The following is a 17,943-nucleotide window of genomic DNA, read 5'->3' as shown; positions in this document are numbered from 1 at the left end:
TCACAACAGATCTGTTGCGCAACAGAATCCGGCCCCCGCCGTAGGGTCCGGGTCATGAGCGACGTAGAGATCCGTAACACCGGCATCGACCTCCGCGACATCGAGATCCGTCCCGCCACCACCGGCGACGTGCCCGCCATCGTGGCGCTGCTCGCCGACGACCCCATCGGGGCGGGGCGCGAGGCCCCCGGCGACCTCGCCCCGTACCGCACGGCCTTCGACCGCGTGGACGCCGACCCGCATCAGCAGCTGGTGGTCGCCGTGCACGACGGCCGCGTCGTCGGCACGCTCCAGCTCACCGTCATACCGGGACTGTCCCGCGCCGGCATGACACGCGGGCTCATCGAGGGCGTCCGCGTGCACGGTGATGCGCGCGGCAGCGGTCTGGGCAGCCTGCTCGTCGAGTGGGCCCTCGACGCCGCGCGCCGCGCGGGATGCCGGATGGCCCAGCTCACCTCGGACGCCACGCGCGTGGACGCCCACCGCTTCTACGAGCGGCTGGGCTTCGAGGCCTCACACCTCGGCTTCAAGTACCACCTCTGAATCGCCTGCCGCCCCCGGACCGCCGGGGGCCGTACGGGCGCGGGCCCGCTCCCGGTGCGCCTTCTGCCGGCAGGCCGCACCGCAGTAACGGGCGGGCCGGCCCGTACGGGCGGACGGCACCGGCCCGTCGCACACGGTGCACCGGGTTTCGTTACGCGAAACCCGGGGATTGGGCGGGAGTTTCGTTACGTTGCGCCCCGGGCGGAGGCTGTCGCACGCCAGCGCGGTCATCCTCCCCGGCGCGACCCCCGGGCCGCGCCGTTGCTCCATCGACAGACAGCCCATGAGCAGGGCCATCAGGTCGTCGATGGTCACGTCCTTCCGTACGGCATCGGCCTGTTGGGCGCGCTGCAGCAGGACGGCGAGCGCCTCCCGGAAGTCCGTTTCGACGCCGGGCGAGGGGTCGAAACGACTCCCCAGCCCCTCCAGCGCGTCGCACAGCCCCTTGTTCCGCACAGTCAGCCGTATGACCGCGGACAGGTAGCGGTAGAACACCCCGCCGGGGTCGTCCGAATGCGCCAACTCCCGTGCCGTGTCGGTGAAAAGACCCACCCGGTCCGCGACAGTCGCCCTGAACAGGGCTGTCTTGGAAGGGAAATGACGGTAGACGGTGCCCGTGCCGACGCCGGCACGGCGCGCGATCTCGCCGAGCGGCACCCCCAACCCGGCTTCCTCGAAGGCGGATCGGGCCGCTTGAAGGACCAGAGCGCGGTTGCGGCGGGCGTCCGAACGGAGGGAAGCGGATCCCTGCGCAGGCACGGACGGCTTCCTGTGTTCTGCCATGCGCGCGTCCCTCCGGGGCCGAGAATCGAAACGGGTTGTGGATTCCGATTTTATCCGGGCGCGTGAGCGAGGTGCTGACACGCCATACCAGGGCAAAAGCAATAAAGATCGCAGGGCGGGCTGAGGCAGGCTCGCTGCGCTGCGGGAGGCTCACCGCGCCGGGACAGAGGCAGGCTCACGGCACCGAGAAAGGAAAAAGCCGCCGCCGGTGCGGAAAGCACCGACGGCGGCCTCATGCGACCGGAGGGAGGTCAGCCGGGGATCACCGCATCCCACGCCTTCCCCGCCGCCTCCAGCACCTCTGCCTCGTCCGCAACCGGCACGCCCAGTGCACGCAGGCCCTCACCGAGCGCCGACAGCGAGGCCAGGACGACCTCACGGTCCGCATCGAGGCCGTAGTGGTTGACGCGGATCATCTCCTTGGCGAGCGGGCCGGCCGCCGCCTGCACGGGCACCGAGGCATCGGCGGCCAGGGCGGCCGCCACCACGTCGCGGGCGTCCTTGCCGCCGGGGGCGCGCAGGGTGGTGGCGACGGGGGCCGCGTCCTCGTCGCGCACGACGTACGGGGACAGGCCGCCGCCCAGGGCCCGTGCTCCTGCGCGCGTGGCGGCGGCAGCGGCGCGGTGGCGGGCCATGACGGCCTCCAGGCCGTCCTCCTCGATGCGGTCGACGGCCTGCTCCAGGGCCAGCATCTCCAGCTGGGCGGGTGCGTGGGGGAGCGCCGTGCGACCGCCGTCGATCCAGCGCTCCTTCCAGTCCAGCAGGGAGAGGTACGAGCGGCGCGGCGCCTGCTCGTTGGCGGCGATGCGCTCCCAGGCACGGGCGCTGACCGAGACCACGGAGACGCCGGCCGGACCGGCCATCGCCTTCTGCCCGCCGATGACGCACAGGTCGACGCCCCACTCGTCGGTGAGGAGCGGCTCGGCGGCGACGGACGCGACCGCGTCCAGCATCAGCAGCGCGCCGTGCGCGCGCACGACCTCGCCGATCTCGGCCACGGGGTTGGTGTTGCCCGTGGCCGCCTCGGCGTGCACCAGGCTGACGAAGTCGATCGCGGGATTCGCGCGCAGGGCCTCGGCGACCTGGTCGGCCCCGACCGCGCCGCTGAACGGCGCGGAGACGGTGACCACCTCGGCGCCGCAGGAGCGCAGCCAGCCGCCGAACGTCTCGCCGTACGGGCCGGTGATGATGTTGAGCGCGGTGCTGCCGGGCCGGACGGCCGAGCGGATCGCGGCCTCCAGCGGCAGCAGCGCCTCGCCCTGCATCGTGACGACGGTCTCGCGCGTCCGCATCAGGGCCGCGATCTTGTCCTCGATGCGCGCGAAGTGACCGGCGCCCAGCGGCGCGAGGTCGAGCAGGTCCGGTGCGGTGTTCGCAGTCACGGTGCCAGTGCCTTCCGGGTGTCGCGCCGTGTCCGGCGCCCGCCAATCTCTCCCTGACCCTACGTCCGTAGCCGGTCCCGCGCCGACCGTCGTCCACAGGGCCGGACGGACAATCCGATTACTCATGTGCTCATGACGGAGGCCTTGGTCGGGGCCGTGGCCGGGGCCTCAGCGGGTGCGGGTGCCTTCAGCCGTCCGCCAGCCGTCCGCGTCCACGCCTCCCGGCACCGCGCCCCCCGCCCCGTAGGGCTCACGGGTGAAGACGAACGTGCCGAGGTCGAGGTGGCTGACCGCGCCCTCCGCCGTCCGGACCGCGGTCAGCGTCTCCCCCGCGTAGTAGTCGTTGAGCCCCGTCCAGGTGCCGTCCTCCTCCGGGCGGAAGTGCGAGGCGCGCCCGCCCGAACCCAGCGGCGACAGCTCCAGCGCCCCGCCGGCGCACAGCCGCAGCGTGAACGGCGCCGCACCCCAGTACCAGGAGCCCGTCAGCTCCAGGTGCTCGTCCTTCACCTCGGAGAGCGGGCTCCAGGGCGCGGGAATCCGCGGTTCGAGCTCGGCGACCGTCGTCAGCAGGTCCGCCGCGACGCCCCAGACCTCGAAACAGGAGGTGCGGTTGGCCAGGACGACGCCCGCGATCCCGTCCTGCGGGCTCGTCACCAGCATCGCCACGAAGCCCGGCATGGTGCCCATGTGGCCCACGAGCGTCCGGCCGTCCAGCTGGATCACCTGCAGGCCGAGTCCGTAGCCGGACTGCCCCGGCGCCTGCGAGCCGCCCTCCGGCGTCCGCATCTCGGCGAGCGTCGCCGCGGACAGCACCCGCTCGTCCCCGTCCGTCAGGAACGCCGCGAAGCGGCACAGGTCGGCGGTCGTGGACCAGAGCTGGCCGGCGGGTGCCATCCGCCCGGTGTCCACCGCGGGCTCCGGGAGGAGGACGTCCGCCCAGGGGTGCACGGCCCAGCCGTCCGCGTGGGGCGCGGCGGGCGCGAGGGTCGTGCGCTCCATGCCGAGCGGCGCGAGCACCTCGCGGCGCAGCACGTCGTACCAGCTCTCCCCGCGGATCCGCTCGACCAGGGCGCCGAGCAGCGCGTAGCCGGGGTTGGAGTAGTGGTGCAGCCGCCCGGGGGTGTGGCGCTGGGGGCGGTCGCCGAAGATGTCGTCGAGCCCGGGGCGCAGCTCGCCGTCCGTGCGCTCCCACCACGGCCCGCGCGCCTCCGCCGTGAGCCCCGCGGTGTGCGACAGGAGCTGGGCGATGGTCGCGTCGCCGCCCGCCGGGGTGTCGAGGTACGTGCCGAGCCTGTCGTCCAGCTTCAGCAGCCCCTCGTCGCGCAGCCGCATCACCAGCACGGCGACGAAGGTCTTGGTGATCGAACCGATGCGGTACTGGACGTCCTCGGACCGCGCCCCTGCGGGCAGTTCGCCGCGGCCGGAGCTCCACACCAGGTTCCCCTCCCGCATCACCGCCCCCACCATGGAGGGCGCGCGCCCCTCGGACTGACCGGTGGCGAGGCGGTGGAGCAGAGCACGGCGGGTGGCGGGCAGCAGCCCGGCGTCGTTGTACGAGACATCGATCATGACCGCACCCTAGCCAGGGCGCGACGCACTGGCACCGGCATTTCGCCGCACTGGCTTTCACGTCCACGTGAAGGTTTACGGTCGTGGCCATGCGCATCGGGGAACTGGCCCGGCAGGCGGGCACCACCACTCGTACCCTGCGGCACTACGAGGAGCTCGGGCTCCTGCCCGCCCGCCGCAGCGGCAACGGCTACCGCACCTACGACGACGGCGACCTGCGGCTGCTCCAGCAGATCCGCACGCTGCAGGACTTCGGCTTCGGGCTGGAGGAGACCCGTCCGTTCGTGGACTGCCTGCGGGCCGGCCACCCGGCCGGGGACTCCTGCCCGGCCTCCCTCGACGTCTACCGCCGCAAGCTCGCGGAGCTGGACGACTGCATCGACCACCTGCAGCGGATCCGGGCCGGGGTGGGCGCCCAGCTCGCGCGCGCCGAACTGGAGGCCGCGGCCGATGTCCCCGGCGGACCGCCGCCGCTGTGCGCGTTCACCTGTCCGGAACCGCCGGCACCACCGGCACCGCCGGCACCACCGGAAGCGCCACCCTTCGAAGGGAACCCTGAGACACCATGAGCAGCTCCACAGCCGCGGACACGGCCGCAGCCACAGCCGTCACCAGCGTCACCGACGCCACCTTCGCCGCCGAAGTCCTCGACGAGCAGCTCCCGGTGCTCGTCGAGTTCACCGCCGACTGGTGCCCGCCCTGCCGCATGATCGCGCCCGTACTCGCCGACCTGGCAGAGCAGGAAGCCGGACGACTCAAGATCGTCGCGCTCGACGTGGACGCCAATCCGCAGACGCAGGCCGCCTACGGGGTCCTGTCCATGCCGACCCTGATGCTCTTCCGCGCGGGCGAGCCGGTGACGTCCCTCGTGGGCGCCCGCTCCAAGGCCCGCCTGCTCCGCGACCTCGACGGCCTCCTGGGCTGACCGACCGGAACCCGGCGACCGGCCAGGGCACACCCCGGACCGGTCAGGTCTGCGCCATGTCCACGAAGCGGGAGTAGTGGCCCTGGAAGGCCACCGTGATCGTGGCCGTCGGGCCGTTACGGTGCTTGCCGACGATGATGTCCGCCTCGCCCGCGCGGGGCGACTCCTTCTCGTAGGCGTCCTCGCGGTGGAGCAGGATGACCATGTCGGCGTCCTGCTCGATGGAGCCGGATTCACGCAGGTCGGAGACCATCGGCTTCTTGTCCGTGCGCTGCTCGGGGCCACGGTTCAGCTGCGAGAGCGCGATGACCGGCAGCTCCAGCTCCTTGGCCAGCAGCTTGAGGTTTCGGGACATGTCCGACACCTCCTGCTGGCGGCTCTCGGCACGCTTGGCGCCGCCGGCCTGCATCAGCTGCAGATAGTCGATGATCACGAGCTTGATGCCGCTGCGCTGCTTCAGGCGGCGGCACTTGGCGCGGATCTCCATCATCGACAGGTTCGGGGAGTCGTCGATGAAGAGCGGGGCGGCGGAGACGTCGGGCATCCGGCGGGCGAGGCGCGTCCAGTCCTCGTCGGTCATCGAGCCGGAGCGCATGTGGTGCAGGGCCACGCGCGCCTCGGCGGACAGCAGGCGCATCGCGATCTCGTTGCGGCCCATTTCGAGCGAGAAGATCACGCTCGGCATGTTGTGCTTGATCGAGCAGGCGCGGGCGAAGTCCAGCGCGAGGGTGGACTTACCCATGGCGGGACGGGCCGCGATGACGATCATCTGGCCGGGGTGCAGGCCGTTCGTCAGGGAGTCCAGGTCGGTGAAGCCCGTCGGGACGCCGGTCATCTCGCCGCTGCGCGAGCCGATCGCCTCGATCTCGTCGAGCGCGCCCTCCATGATGTCGCCCAGGGGGAGGTAGTCCTCGCTGGTGCGCTGCTCGGTGACGGCGTAGACCTCGGCCTGGGCCTTGTTGACGATGTCGTCGACGTCGCCGTCTGCGGCGTATCCCATCTGGGTGATGCGCGTGCCGGCCTCGACGAGACGGCGCAGCACGGCGCGCTCGTGGACGATCTCGGCGTAGTACTCGGCGTTGGCCGCGGTGGGGACCGTCTGGACCAGGGAGTGCAGGTAGGGCGCGCCGCCGACGCGGGTGATCTCGCCGCGCTTGGTGAGCTCGGCGGCGACGGTGATCGGGTCGGCCGGCTCGCCCTTGGCGTAGAGGTCGAGGATGGCCTGGTAGATCGTCTCGTGCGCCGGGCGGTAGAAGTCGTGGCCCTTGAGGACCTCGACGACGTCGGCGATGGCGTCCTTGGACAGCAGCATGCCGCCGAGGACGGACTGCTCGGCGTCCAGGTCCTGGGGGGGCACGCGCTCGAAGGCGGCGGCGCCCTGCTGGCCCTGTCCGCCGCCCTGCGACCAGGAGCCGTCCTCCGCGCCGCGGTCGTGGCGCTCGCCGCGGGAGGGGCCGTCGCCGCGGCGGGGACGGGATACGGGGAGGCGGTCGCCGGGACCTGCATCCGCCCAGGGGTCGTCCATGGGCTCGGGGATGCTCATCCCGCCACCTCCTCCCGTCCGCGGAGCGGACCTTGCCGTGCTGTTCTTTCTTACGGCACGGCTCTGACAAACAGCCCGCCCGACTCCGGTTCCGGCGCGTCGAGTTCAGGGCGGTCCCGTCAGGTCCGTCGGGGCCGGAACAGGCGTCGGCCGCCGGTCCACGGTAGGCCCGCGGGCACCGTCAGCCAATCTGGTTATCCACAGGCCGTGTGGATGACGGGCCCCATCCTGTGGAGAAGTCCCTGGATCCTGTGCACGAGGCGGGGGAAACCGCTGTGGACAAACACACAGCCTCCCCGGACTCACGCCCCTGACCTGCGGTTTCGCCATCCACCGGCTGTTGAGGAGAAAAACTTTCCCCGTCCGCCGGAGATCACGACAAACGGCGCAGAGAAGATCGGACCGAGCCGCCCAATGTAAGGGTCCCATGATAGTTGCACCGATTACCTGTGGAAGATTAGGTTGGAGGGATGACCCAGGCTCCCGAGCGCGCCCCCGCCACCGCCCGCCGGCACGACCGCGAGATCGTCGCGCTGGCCGTGCCCGCCTTCGGCGCACTCGTCGCGGAGCCCCTCTTCCTCATGGCCGACAGCGCCATCGTCGGCCACCTCGGCACCCCGCAGCTCGCGGGGCTCGGCATAGCCGCCGCCCTGCTCACCACGGCCGTCAGCGTCTTCGTCTTCCTCGCCTACGCCACCACCGCGGCGGTCTCCCGGCGCGTGGGCGCGGGCGACCTGCGGGCCGCGATACGCCAGGGCATGGACGGCATATGGCTCGCCGCGCTCCTCGGCGCAGCCCTCGTGGCGGCCGTCCTGCCCACCGCCCCCGCGGTCGTCGAGCTCTTCGGCGCCTCCCCGACCGCCGCTCCGTACGCCACGACGTACCTGCGGATCAGCGCCCTCGGCATCCCCGCCATGCTGATCGTCCTCGCCGCCACCGGCGTCCTGCGCGGCCTGCAGGACACCCGCACGCCGCTGGCCGTGGCCATCGGGGGCTTCGCCCTCAACGCCGCCCTGAACGCCGGGCTCGTCTACGGCGCGGGCCTCGGCATCGCCGGCTCCGCCTGGGGCACGGTCATCGCCCAGTGGGCCATGACCGCCGCGTACCTCGCCGTGGTCCTCCGGGGCGCCCGGCGCCACGGCGCCTCCCTTCGGCCCGACGCGGCGGGCATCCGGGCCTGTGCCCAGGCCGGCGTGCCGCTCCTGGTCCGTACGCTCTCGCTGCGCGCCGTCCTCATGATCGCCACGGCCGTGGCGGCCCGGCTCGGCGACGCCCAGATCGCCGCCCACCAGATCGTGCTCACGCTGTGGACCCTGCTGGCCTTCGCGCTGGACGCCATAGCCATCGCCGGACAGGCGATCATCGGACGCTATCTGGGCGCGGGCGATGCGGAGGGCGCCCGCGCCGCCTGCCGGCGCATGGTGCAGTGGGGCGTCGTCTCGGGTGCGGTGCTGGGGGTGCTGGTGGTGGCCTCCCGGCCGCTGTTCATCCCCCTGTTCACCTCCGACGGCGCCGTACGGGACACGCTGCTGCCGGCCCTGCTGGTGGTGGCCCTCTCCCAGCCCGTCGCAGGCGTGGTCTTCGTCCTGGACGGGGTGCTGATGGGGGCCGGGGACGGCACCTACCTCGCCTGGGCCATGCTGCTGGTCCTCGCCGTCTTCGCCCCTGCGGCCCTGCTCGTCCCTGCCTTCGGAGGCGGTCTGACGGCCCTGTGGTGGGCGATGACGCTGATGATGGCGGCCCGGATGGCGACCCTGTGGATGCGGGCGCGGTCGGGGCGCTGGATCGTCACCGGGGCGACCCGCTGAAGAAACGTATCCCCGGATGAAGGCACGCACCCCGGAAGAGGATGCGAAGAAGGCCGATGCGAACGCTTGGAGGCCGCGAACGGCAGGAGGGCCGCACCCCCACAGGGGTACGGCCCTCCTTCAGGCTCTACCGATCACCGGTGGGTGATCAGGCAGCGACGACCTCGATGCCGAGCTTGGCAACGACGTCGGCGTGCAGACGCACGGAGACCTGGTGGGCGCCCAGGGTCTTGATGGGCGAGCCCACCTCGACGCGGCGCTTGTCGACGGCCGGACCACCGGCAGCCTTGATCGCCGCAGCGACGTCGGCCTGGGTCACGGAGCCGAACAGACGGCCGGCCTCGCCGGAGCGGGTGGCCAGGCGGACCTTGAGGCCCTCCAGCTGACCCTTGACCTCGTTGGCCTGCTCGATCGTGGCGATCTCGCGGATCTTGCGACCGCGGCGGATCTGAGCGACGTCCTGCTCGCCACCCTTGGTCCAGCGGATCGCGAAACCGCGCGGGACCAGGTAGTTGCGGGCGTAGCCGTCCTTGACGTCGACGACGTCACCGGCGGTGCCGAGGCCGGAGACCTCGTGGGTGAGGATGATCTTCATTAGTTGGTCACCCTTCCCTTATCGCGCGGACGAGGTGTAGGGCAGCAGCGCCATCTCACGGCTGTTCTTCACGGCCGTGGCGACGTCACGCTGGTGCTGGGTGCAGTTGCCGGTCACGCGACGGGCACGGATCTTGCCGCGGTCGGAAATGAACTTCCGCAGCATGTTCGTGTCCTTGTAGTCCACGTAAGCGGTCTTGTCCTTGCAGAAAGCGCAGACCTTCTTCTTAGGCTTGCGCGGCGGGGGCTTCGCCATCGTTTCTCTCCTGTGTGATCAAGAAGTTTGTGTGCTGCTCGCCCTTAGAAGGGCGGCTCGTCCGAGTAGCCGCCGGAGTTGCCGGGGCCGCCGCCCCAGCCGCCTCCGCCGCCGCCCTGCTGGCCGCCGGACGGCGCGCTGGTGGCCCAGGGGTCGTCGGCGGGAGCACCGCCGCCGCCCTGCTGCTGACCGCCGGAGCCACCGCTCCAGCCGCCCTGCTGCTGGCCACCGCCGTAGCCACCCTGGCCACCGCGACCCGCGGTCTTGGTGACCTTCGCCGTGGCGTTCTTCAGGCTGGCGCCGACCTCTTCGACGTCGAGCTCGTAGACCGTGCGCTTGACGCCCTCGCGGTCCTCGTAGGACCGCTGCTTCAGACGGCCCTGCACGATGACGCGCATGCCGCGCTGGAGCGACTCGGCGACGTTCTCCGCCGCCTGACGCCACACCGAGCACGTGAGGAAGAGGCTCTCGCCGTCCTTCCACTCGTTGGTCTGGCGGTCGAAGGTGCGGGGAGTGGACGCGACGCGGAACTTCGCGACCGCCGCACCGGACGGGGTGAAGCGCAGCTCGGGGTCGTCGACGAGATTGCCGACGACCGTGATGACGGTCTCGCCTGCCATGGGTGAACCTCTCGGCGGGTGTGCTGCTGGCTGCTTGCTACTCGTTGAGCTACAGCCCGATTACCTCTGAACCGCTGGGGTTCAGTGGGTCTCGGGACGGAGGACCTTGGTCCGGAGGACCGACTCGTTCAGGTTCATCTGGCGGTCGAGCTCCTTGACGACCGCAGGCGTGGCCTGCAGGTCGATGACCGAGTAGATGCCCTCGGGCTTCTTCTTGATCTCGTACGAGAGACGACGACGGCCCCAGGTGTCGACCTTCTCGACCTTTCCGTTGCCCTCACGGACGACGGAGAGGAAGTTCTCGATCAGCGGGGAGACAGCGCGCTCCTCGAGATCGGGGTCGAGGATGACCATCACCTCGTAGTGACGCATGTGGAACCCACCTCCTTTGGACTCAGCGGCCACGGTCGTTCCGTGGCAGGAGGGTCGTGATGCGTGAACAACGGTATCGGCCGACACTGACAATCAGCGGAAAGTCCCTGGGTTGCCCCAGAGGACCGAAGCTGGTCTGGGCAGACACCGGTGCAGACCGTACAGAGTACCCGCACTCCGGCTTCCGGTTGAAATCCGGCCGCGCGGACCCGCAATCTGTACGCACCGGATGTGACCGGCGCAACAATGCGCCGGTCGCCTTCAGGAGGAGGTAGCCCCATGACACAGGCAGTGCGCCAGTCCCGCGGCCCCCGTTCTTTGATCAATGCCGTGCTCAACAGCGACGGAAAGCCGCATCCGCTCGAGAACACCTTCGTCGCCGTGACGCTGGTGCTCGGAGTGCTCGCCTTCGTTTCCTCGGCCTTCAACAACCTGCACCTGCTCAGCTCGTGGAGCGGGCTGGTGGGCATCCTCACCGGTGCGTACGGCCAGTACATCTCGGCCACGACGGGCGAGCGCTTCCTGCTGATCATCGGACTGGGAGCGTCCGCCTTCGGCTTCTTCCTGGGCATGGCCCACGGGGGTCTCTTCGGGGGTGTGATCGGATAGCGCGGGGCCCACCCGGCCGTACACCCGAACGGGCGCCCCAACGGTGTGCGTCCCTGTCGCAGTAGGCTTCGCCGCGAGAGCCGGAGCCCCGACCATGGGGACACACCTGCCGAGGAGCGCCCCGCATGAGTCTGACCCTGAGGACAATCAGCCGAGAGCAGCATCTGGCATATATCCAGAGCCTGCCCGCGGCCAGTCACATGCAGGTGCCGGCGTGGGCCGATGTCAAGGCGGAGTGGCGCTCGGAGAGCCTGGGCTGGTTCGACAAGACCGGGCAGATGGTCGGCGCGGGCATGGTGCTCTACCGCCAGCTGCCCAAGATCAAGCGCTACCTGGCCTATCTGCCCGAGGGCCCGGTGATCAACTGGTTCTCGCCGAACCTCGCCGACTGGCTGCAGCCCATGCTCGCCCACCTCAAGCAGCAGGGCGCCTTCTCCGTGAAGATGGGCCCGCCGGTCGTCATCCGGCGCTGGGACGCCAACGCGATCAAGTCCGGCATCTCCGACCCGGACGTCAAGCGCCTGCGCGACGTCGAGGCGACCTTCATCGAGCCGCGCGCCTTCGAGGTCGCCGACCAGCTGCGCCGGATGGGCTGGCAGCAGGGCGAGGACGGCGGCGCCGGCTTCGGTGACGTCCAGCCGCGGTACGTCTTCCAGGTGCCCCTGGCGAACCGCTCGCTCGAGGACGTCCACAAGAACTTCAACCAGCTGTGGCGCCGCAACATCAAGAAGGCCGAGAAGGCCGGCGTCGAGGTGGTCCAGGGCGGCTACGAGGACCTGCCCACCTGGCAGCACCTGTACGAGATCACCGCGGAGCGCGACAAGTTCCGCCCGCGGCCGCTGAGCTACTTCCAGCGCATGTGGACGGCCCTCAACACCGAGGACCCCAACCGCATGCGGCTGTACTTCGCGGTGCACGAGGGCGAGGCCGTCGCGGCCGCGACGATGCTGATCGTCGGCGGGCACGTCTGGTACTCGTACGGCGCCTCCGCCAACCACAAGCGCGAGGTCCGCCCCTCCAACGCCATGCAGTGGCGGATGCTGCGCGACGCCTACGCGCTGGGCGCGACCGTCTACGACCTGCGCGGCATCGGCGACTCCCTGGACGAGAGCGACCACCTCTTCGGCCTCATCCAGTTCAAGGTCGGCACGGGCGGCCAGGCCGCGGAGTACCTCGGCGAGTGGGACTTCCCGCTCAACAAGCTGCTCCACAAGGCCCTCGACATGTACATGTCGCGCCGCTGACGTTCTCCCGGGGTCGTGCGATCCCGCGCGTTCAGCAAGCACAGCATCCAGCAGGCACAGGGAAAGGTTCCGGGACGGGCCATGGCGCTCACGCTCTACGTCGACACCGCGCGCTGGCGGGCGCACCAGCAAACCATCGTCCAGCAGTTCCCGGGCATCATCCCGGTGTGCAAGGGCAATGGATACGGCTTCGGCAACGAGCGGCTGGCCGACGAGGCGGCACGCTTCGGCTCGGACGTCCTCGCCGTGGGCACCACCTACGAAGCGGCCCGGATCAAGGACTACTTCAGCGGTGACCTGCTGGTGCTCACCCCCTTCCGGCTGGGCGAGGAGCCCGTGCCGCTGCCGGACCGGGCCATCCGGTCCGTCTCCTCGGTCGAGGGGGTGCGCGGCCTGGTGGGCGCGCGCGTCGTCGTCGAGGTCATGAGCACCATGAAGCGGCACGGCATCAGCGAGGAGGACCTGCCCAAGCTGCACGCGGCCATAGAGGACGTGCGCCTGGAGGGCTTCGCCATCCACCTGCCGCTGGACCGCACGGACGGCTCGGACGCCGTCCAGGAGATCTCCGAGTGGATGGAGCGGCTGCGCAACGCACGCCTGCCGCTGCACACCATGTTCGTCAGCCACCTGAAGTCCGAGGAACTCGCGCGGCTGCAGCAGCAGTACCCGCACACCCGCTTCCGCGCCCGCATCGGCACCCGGCTGTGGCTCGGCGACCACGGCGCCACCCACTACAAGGGTGCGGTCCTGGACGTGACGCCCGTGTCCAAGGGCGACCGCTTCGGCTACCGCCAGCAGAAGGTCGGCGCCGACGGCCACCTCGTCGTCGTGGCGGGCGGCACCTCGCACGGCGTGGGCCTGGAGGCGCCGAAGGCGCTGCACGGCATGATGCCGCGGGCCAAGGGCGTCGCCCGGGCGGGCCTCGCCACCATGAACCGCAACCAGTCGCCCTTCTACTGGGCCGACAAGCAGCTGTGGTTCGCGGAGCCCCCGCACATGCAGGTGTCGATCCTCTTCGTGCCGAACGACATGCCGACCCCCCAGGTCGGCGATGAGATGGTGGCCAAGCTGCGGCACACCACCACGACGTTCGACCGTCTCGTCGACCACTGACCCACCCCCTCCCTTCGGGTCGACGGGCCCGGGCGGCCGCCCCCCCTACGCCGGCGGGCGGCTGCCGGTCCCCCAGCGCACGCTCGCGCCCACGGACCGCTCCGCGTACGTCGGCGTGTGCGCGGAGCCCAGCGCGACGACGTCCGGGGCCCCGTCGAGGATGCCGCCGGAGGGGTCGTCGGAGCCGTCCCGGCGGACGACGTCCCGCTCGGGCATGAGGATGTCGCGCACGACGACCGCGCACAGGTACAGCGTGCCCAGCAGGTGCAGGGCGATGGCCAGTTGATAGCCCTCCGTGGGCAGGCCCTGGTGTTTGTCGCCGCTGCCCGTGTAGGCGAGGTAGGACCAGATGCCGAGGAAGTACAGCACCTCGCAGGCCTGCCAGATCAGGAAGTCGCGCCACTTGGGGCGCGCCAGCACGGCGAGCGGGATGAGCCAGAGCACGTACTGCGGTGAATAGACCTTGTTGGTGAGGATGAAGAGCGCCACCACGAGGAAGGCCAGCTGGGCGAAGCGCGGGCGCCTGGGGGCGTAGAGGCCGAGGGCCACCAGGGCCAGGCAGCCCAGGATCATCAGCAGGCTCACGTACGTATTGGCGTCGTCCAGGGGATTGCCCGTCCGCTGGGAGATCAGCAGCCAGATCGAGCCGAAGTCGATCGGGCGCTCCTGGCTGAAGGTGTAGAACTTCGCCCAGCCCTCGCGGATGTGGAAGCCGGCGGCGTCGTGCGTGAGCATCACCGGGAGGTTCACCACCAGCCAGGCGGCCACGGCGGACGCGGTGGTCACGACGAAGGCCTTCATGCGCCCGGCCCGCAGGCACAGCACGAAGAGCGGGCCGAGGAGCAGCAGCGGATAGAGCTTCGCCGCGGCTGCCAGGCCGATGAGGACGCCCGCGGGCACCGTCCTGCCGCGGGCCCACATCAGCATCGCCGCGGCGGTGAGGGCGACGGCGAACAGGTCCCAGTTGACGGTGGCCGTCAGGGCGAAGGCCGGCGCGAGGGCGATCAGCAGGGCGTCCCAGGGCCGGCGCCGGTGCGTACGGGCCGAGCAGAGGGCGATCACGGCGGTGCAGGCCATCAGCATGCCGGCGTTGACCAGCCAGTTGATCTGCTCGCGGTGCTGGATGGTGCCGCCGCCGGGGGTGAGCCAGGCGGCGATCTGCATGAACAGGCCGGTGAGGACCGGATATTCCAGATAGTCCATGCCGCCGGAGACGGCCTGGGGGATGCGGTCGAAGTACGGGATCAGGCCCGCGTCGAAGCCACGGCCGCTGTAGAGGTGCGGGATGTCGGAATAGCAGGCGTGGGTGTACTGCGTGGTGGCGCCGAAGAACCACCCGTACTGGTAGCAGGGGAGCTTCTGGACCATGCCGAGGGCGAACATCCCGATCGCCACCAGCACGATCACACGGACCGGCGTCCACCAGCCCCCACCGGGCACCGCCCGCTTGCCGGCGGGCCCGCCGATGAGCTCGCTTCCTGCGGCCGCCACCTCGTCCTCATCGGTGGGCCGCACCTGCCGGTCGTCGTCCCGCGCGCTCCTCATGGGGCCATCCTGCCGTACGTGCCTGTGCACTGCCGGACCCTGTGGATAACTCGGAGGGCCGTCTCACGCGAACGCGGGACGGCCCTCTGAGCAGGATGCCGGACTCGTGGGTCCGGGCCGGTCAGCCGTTCATGCCACCGAAGAGGCCGCCGCCTCCGGGGCGCCTGCTGGCGTCCGGCGACGGCGACTCGCCCGGCCCGCCGGAACCGCCGGCCGGTCCGCCACCGGGACCACCGGTGGTGCCACCGTCCTTCCCGCCGTCCTTCCCGCCGTTGCTCCCACCGTGCTTGCAGCGGAAGTCGAACACCGAGCAGGAACGGCTCGCCGACGGGCTCGGCGAGGCGGACTTCGACGGCGTACCGGACGGGGAAGCGGACGGCGACGGGGGCGCGGAGGGGGGAGCGCTGGGGGAGGGGCTGGCGCCGTCACCGAAGATCTTCTCGCCGAGCGGCTGCGCCGGCTCGAACTGCTCGATCGGCTGGCCCTTGAGCGCGGCGTTCATGTAGTCGGCCCAGATCTCCGCCGGGAACGACGCACCGTGGATGGTCTCCTTGCCGCCCACGCCGCGCATCGACAGGAACTCCTGCTTCTTGGCGTTGGGGTCGACCCGGTACATGCCGATCGCCGTGGACAGCTGCGGGGTGTAGCCCGCGAACCAGGCGGAGCGGTTCTCGTCCGTCGTACCCGTCTTGCCCGCGGCCGGACGGCCGCCGGCGAGCTTGGCCGAGGTGCCCGTGCCCTCCTCCACGACGGTCTTGAGGACGTCGGTGACGTTGTTCGCCACGTTCGGCGAGAACGCGGTGTCCGACTTCATCTCGTGCGCGTAGACCGCCCTGCCGTCCCGCTCGACCTTCTCGACCGAGTACGGGTCGATCTGCTTGCCGCTGGCGGCGAAGGTGGCGTAGGAACCGGCCAGCCGGATCGCGCTGGGCGCCGATGTGCCGAGCGAGAAGGTGGGCGTGGTGGCGGAGAGCTGGTCCTTGTCCAGGCCGGCCCGCAGGGCGGCCTCCTTGACCAGGTCCGTGCCGACGTCCATGCCGAGCTGGATGAAGGGGGTGTTCACCGAGTACTGCATGGCGGTGCGCAGGGTGACGAGGCCCTTGTCCTCTTCACCGTCGTTCTTCTGGTGCCACTCGCTGCCGTCGTTGTCGTGCCAGATCTTGCCGTTGTACTCCCGCAGCGTCACCTTGTTGTTGCCGTTGTAGATGCTGTCGGGAGAGACGAGCGTGCGCTGGCTGTCGCTCTGCTGCCGGCCCAGGGCCGGGTTGCGCTTGCCGTGCGACATGGCCGCGGCGAGCACGAAGGGCTTGAAGGTCGAGCCCACCTGCACACCGGTGTAGTCGGCGTTGTTGGTGTAGTGCTCCAGCGCGTTCTCGCCGCCGTAGATGGCGACGATCTTGCCGGTCCTGGGGTCGACGGAGGCCCCGCCGAACTGCACGAACTTGTCGCGCTCCCGCACGTCCGGCTTGATGTTCGCCTTGCGGACGTCCTCGACCGACTTCGCCAGGGCGCCGACCTTGTCCCGGTCGAAGGTCGTGTAGATCTGGTAGCCGCCGCGGTCCAGCTGGGTCTTGCTGATGCCGGAGTGGGCGACGACGTAGTTGTCGGCGAGGTCGGTGAGGTAGCCGATCTGACCGGCGCGGTTCGTCGCGGGCTTGGGCTTCTGGGGGGTCGGGAAGCCCTTGCCGACCCACATGTCGCGGTCGGTCGCCTTCATGTTGCCCGTCTCGACCTCGCGGTCCAGGGTCCACTTCCAGCGGTCGGTGGCCCGCTTGGTGTTCTTCTCCGCGGTGGCCGCCGGGCCCTGGCCGCCGTACGGGTCGTACAGGTTGGGGCCGTTGAGCGTGGCGGCGAGGAACGCGCTCTCGCTCGGCGTGAGGTCCTTGCAGTCCTTGTCGTAGTAAGCGCGTGCCGCGGCCTGGATCCCGTAGGCCCCTCGCCCGTAATAGGCGGTGTTGAGGTACCCCGCGAGGATCTCGTCCTTGTCCTTGGTGGCACCCACCTTTATGGAGATCAGCAGCTCGGTGGCCTTGCGCTTGAGCGTCTGCTCCTGGCTCAGGTACGTGTTCTTCACGAACTGCTGCGTGATGGTCGAACCGCTCTGGGTCTCCCCGCCCTGCGCCATCTTCACGACGGCGCGCGCGATGCCCATCGGGTCGACGCCCCAGTCCTTGTAGAAGCTGGCGTTCTCGGCCGAGATCACCGCCCTCTGCATCGACAGGGGGATCTTGGAGATCGGCACGATCTGGCGGTTGAGCGCACCACCGCCCGCGACCACCATCTGCTTGCCGTCGGCCCAGTAGTAGACGTTCTTCTGCACCTGGGCGGTCCGCTGGGCGGACGGCACCTGGACCACGGCCAGGGCGATGCCCACGGTGCCGAAGATCAGGCCGATGAAGGTGAAAGCCGTCCCGAGGACCAGCTTCCAGGAGGGCAGCCAGCGCTTGGCGCCGTCCTTGCCCGCCCGGGGATAGTCGATGAAGCGCTTTTTGCCCGGGCGCCGCCCGCCGGAACCTCCTCCGGGATCCCCGCCGCGTCTGCGCCCGCCGGCCGCGGGGCCGCGCTGGGTCGCACGGCGGCCTTCGGCACGGCTGCCGTGCCGGTCGGTCTCGCCGCGACCGGATCGCGCGGCGGAACTGCTGGTCGGCGCGGCGCGGCGGCCGGAACCCGGCTGCTGTGCCGCGCGCCTGGCCGCGGCTCGTCCGCCACCCTGAGGCTGTGGCGGCGGCTTGCGGCGGTGCTCGCTCATCGAACGACTACTCCTCGGGCAGGCGCTATCGCCTGGAAGCGGCAGGTGGCTTGCGTTCCCCCCGATGCGCTGAACGGCTGCCTGAGGCAACCGGGCGCATTGCATACGGGACGAGGACGCCTGTCGTCGTCACTCGGTTCCCGCTGGTCTGCATGGCGCACAGACTACGCACGGCCAAATCGCTCCTACTGCGGATGTTCACTCCAAATCAGGCCGCTTGTGTCCCACGAATCGGTGATGTGACCTCGTTCACCGTGCCCCCTCTTGTCGCATCCAAGGGTGCGTTCT

General features: G+C 70.5%; 17 protein-coding genes. 7 read left to right on the top strand and 10 right to left on the bottom strand.

Annotated elements, in window-relative coordinates; translation table 11 throughout:
- Positions 1-54: 54 nt before the first annotated feature.
- Positions 55-543, top strand: a complete 489-nt coding sequence (locus tag AS857_RS24080) for a GNAT family N-acetyltransferase (protein WP_058045349.1) — start codon at positions 55-57, stop codon at positions 541-543.
- Here the strand turns inward: AS857_RS24080 and AS857_RS24075 are convergent.
- From AS857_RS24075 to AS857_RS24065, 3 genes are all read right to left on the bottom strand, one after another.
- Positions 514-1,200, bottom strand: coding sequence for a TetR/AcrR family transcriptional regulator (locus AS857_RS24075; RefSeq protein ID WP_245700652.1), 687 nt, complete (start codon positions 1,198-1,200; stop codon positions 514-516). The genes AS857_RS24080 and AS857_RS24075 overlap by 30 nt on opposite strands.
- A 377-nt stretch (positions 1,201-1,577) precedes the next feature.
- Complete coding sequence (locus tag AS857_RS24070; protein ID WP_058045347.1) at positions 1,578-2,708, bottom strand: pyridoxal-phosphate-dependent aminotransferase family protein; 1,131 nt, start codon at positions 2,706-2,708, stop codon at positions 1,578-1,580.
- Positions 2,709-2,876: 168 nt separating this feature from the next.
- On the bottom strand, positions 2,877-4,277 hold the full coding sequence (locus tag AS857_RS24065; protein WP_058045346.1) for a serine hydrolase domain-containing protein: 1,401 nt from the start codon (positions 4,275-4,277) through the stop codon (positions 2,877-2,879).
- A gap of 89 nt (positions 4,278-4,366) precedes the next feature.
- On the opposite strand from AS857_RS24065, the gene AS857_RS24060 reads away from it, so the two are divergent.
- Entirely contained in the window at positions 4,367-4,846 is a 480-nt protein-coding gene (locus AS857_RS24060) for a MerR family transcriptional regulator (RefSeq protein ID WP_079110832.1), read from the top strand.
- Entirely contained in the window at positions 4,843-5,202 is a 360-nt protein-coding gene (gene trxA, locus AS857_RS24055; RefSeq protein ID WP_058045345.1) for a thioredoxin, read from the top strand. The genes AS857_RS24060 and trxA overlap by 4 nt, the downstream gene beginning before the upstream one ends.
- 43 nt (positions 5,203-5,245) lie before the next feature.
- Here trxA and dnaB read toward each other — a convergent pair whose 3' ends face one another.
- Positions 5,246-6,745, bottom strand: a complete 1,500-nt coding sequence (gene dnaB, locus AS857_RS24050) for a replicative DNA helicase (RefSeq protein ID WP_173864797.1) — start codon at positions 6,743-6,745, stop codon at positions 5,246-5,248.
- A 470-nt stretch (positions 6,746-7,215) separates the two neighbouring features.
- Between dnaB and AS857_RS24045 the strand changes: the two genes are divergently transcribed.
- Complete coding sequence (locus AS857_RS24045) at positions 7,216-8,553, top strand: MATE family efflux transporter (RefSeq protein WP_058045344.1); 1,338 nt, start codon at positions 7,216-7,218, stop codon at positions 8,551-8,553.
- A 148-nt stretch (positions 8,554-8,701) separates the two neighbouring features.
- On the opposite strand, the gene rplI is transcribed toward AS857_RS24045, so the two are convergent.
- The 4 genes from rplI to rpsF form a co-directional block, all read right to left on the bottom strand.
- Positions 8,702-9,148: a 50S ribosomal protein L9 gene (gene rplI / locus AS857_RS24040; protein ID WP_058045343.1), complete on the bottom strand. Its 447-nt coding sequence runs from the start codon at positions 9,146-9,148 to the stop codon at positions 8,702-8,704.
- Positions 9,149-9,166: 18 nt separating this feature from the next.
- Positions 9,167-9,403 carry a 30S ribosomal protein S18 gene (gene rpsR / locus AS857_RS24035; RefSeq protein WP_004950692.1) on the bottom strand — a complete coding sequence of 79 codons (237 nt, stop codon included), beginning with the start codon at positions 9,401-9,403 and terminating at the stop codon, positions 9,167-9,169.
- A 44-nt stretch (positions 9,404-9,447) separates the two neighbouring features.
- Entirely contained in the window at positions 9,448-10,023 is a 576-nt protein-coding gene (locus AS857_RS24030; protein ID WP_058045342.1) for a single-stranded DNA-binding protein, read from the bottom strand.
- A gap of 81 nt (positions 10,024-10,104) precedes the next feature.
- Positions 10,105-10,395 (bottom strand): 30S ribosomal protein S6, encoded by a 291-nt coding sequence (gene rpsF, locus AS857_RS24025; protein WP_058045341.1) that lies wholly within the window; start codon positions 10,393-10,395, stop codon positions 10,105-10,107.
- A gap of 279 nt (positions 10,396-10,674) precedes the next feature.
- Between rpsF and AS857_RS24020 the strand changes: the two genes are divergently transcribed.
- The 3 genes from AS857_RS24020 to AS857_RS24010 all read left to right on the top strand — a co-directional run bounded on the left by AS857_RS24020 (position 10,675) and on the right by AS857_RS24010 (position 13,361).
- Complete coding sequence (locus tag AS857_RS24020) at positions 10,675-11,004, top strand: hypothetical protein (RefSeq protein ID WP_058045340.1); 330 nt, start codon at positions 10,675-10,677, stop codon at positions 11,002-11,004.
- Between the two features lie 125 nt (positions 11,005-11,129).
- Positions 11,130-12,248: a lipid II:glycine glycyltransferase FemX gene (locus tag AS857_RS24015; RefSeq protein ID WP_058045339.1), complete on the top strand. Its 1,119-nt coding sequence runs from the start codon at positions 11,130-11,132 to the stop codon at positions 12,246-12,248.
- 81 nt (positions 12,249-12,329) lie between these two features.
- Positions 12,330-13,361 (top strand): alanine racemase, encoded by a 1,032-nt coding sequence (locus AS857_RS24010; protein ID WP_058045338.1) that lies wholly within the window; start codon positions 12,330-12,332, stop codon positions 13,359-13,361.
- A gap of 45 nt (positions 13,362-13,406) precedes the next feature.
- Here the strand turns inward: AS857_RS24010 and AS857_RS24005 are convergent, their stop codons facing one another.
- On the bottom strand, positions 13,407-14,906 hold the full coding sequence (locus AS857_RS24005; protein WP_058045337.1) for a glycosyltransferase family 87 protein: 1,500 nt from the start codon (positions 14,904-14,906) through the stop codon (positions 13,407-13,409).
- 121 nt (positions 14,907-15,027) lie between these two features.
- The gene (locus AS857_RS24000; protein ID WP_058045336.1) at positions 15,028-17,655 is read right to left on the bottom strand and encodes a transglycosylase domain-containing protein; all 2,628 of its coding nucleotides are present in this window, start codon (positions 17,653-17,655) and stop codon (positions 15,028-15,030) included.
- Between the last annotated feature and the right edge of the window lie 288 nt (positions 17,656-17,943).

It is taken from the genome of Streptomyces roseifaciens (assembly GCF_001445655.1).
GTDB lineage: Bacteria > Actinomycetota > Actinomycetes > Streptomycetales > Streptomycetaceae > Streptomyces > Streptomyces aureoversilis.
Note: the sequence above shows the minus strand (reverse complement) of the source record. Positions and strands in the feature narration are given on the sequence as shown.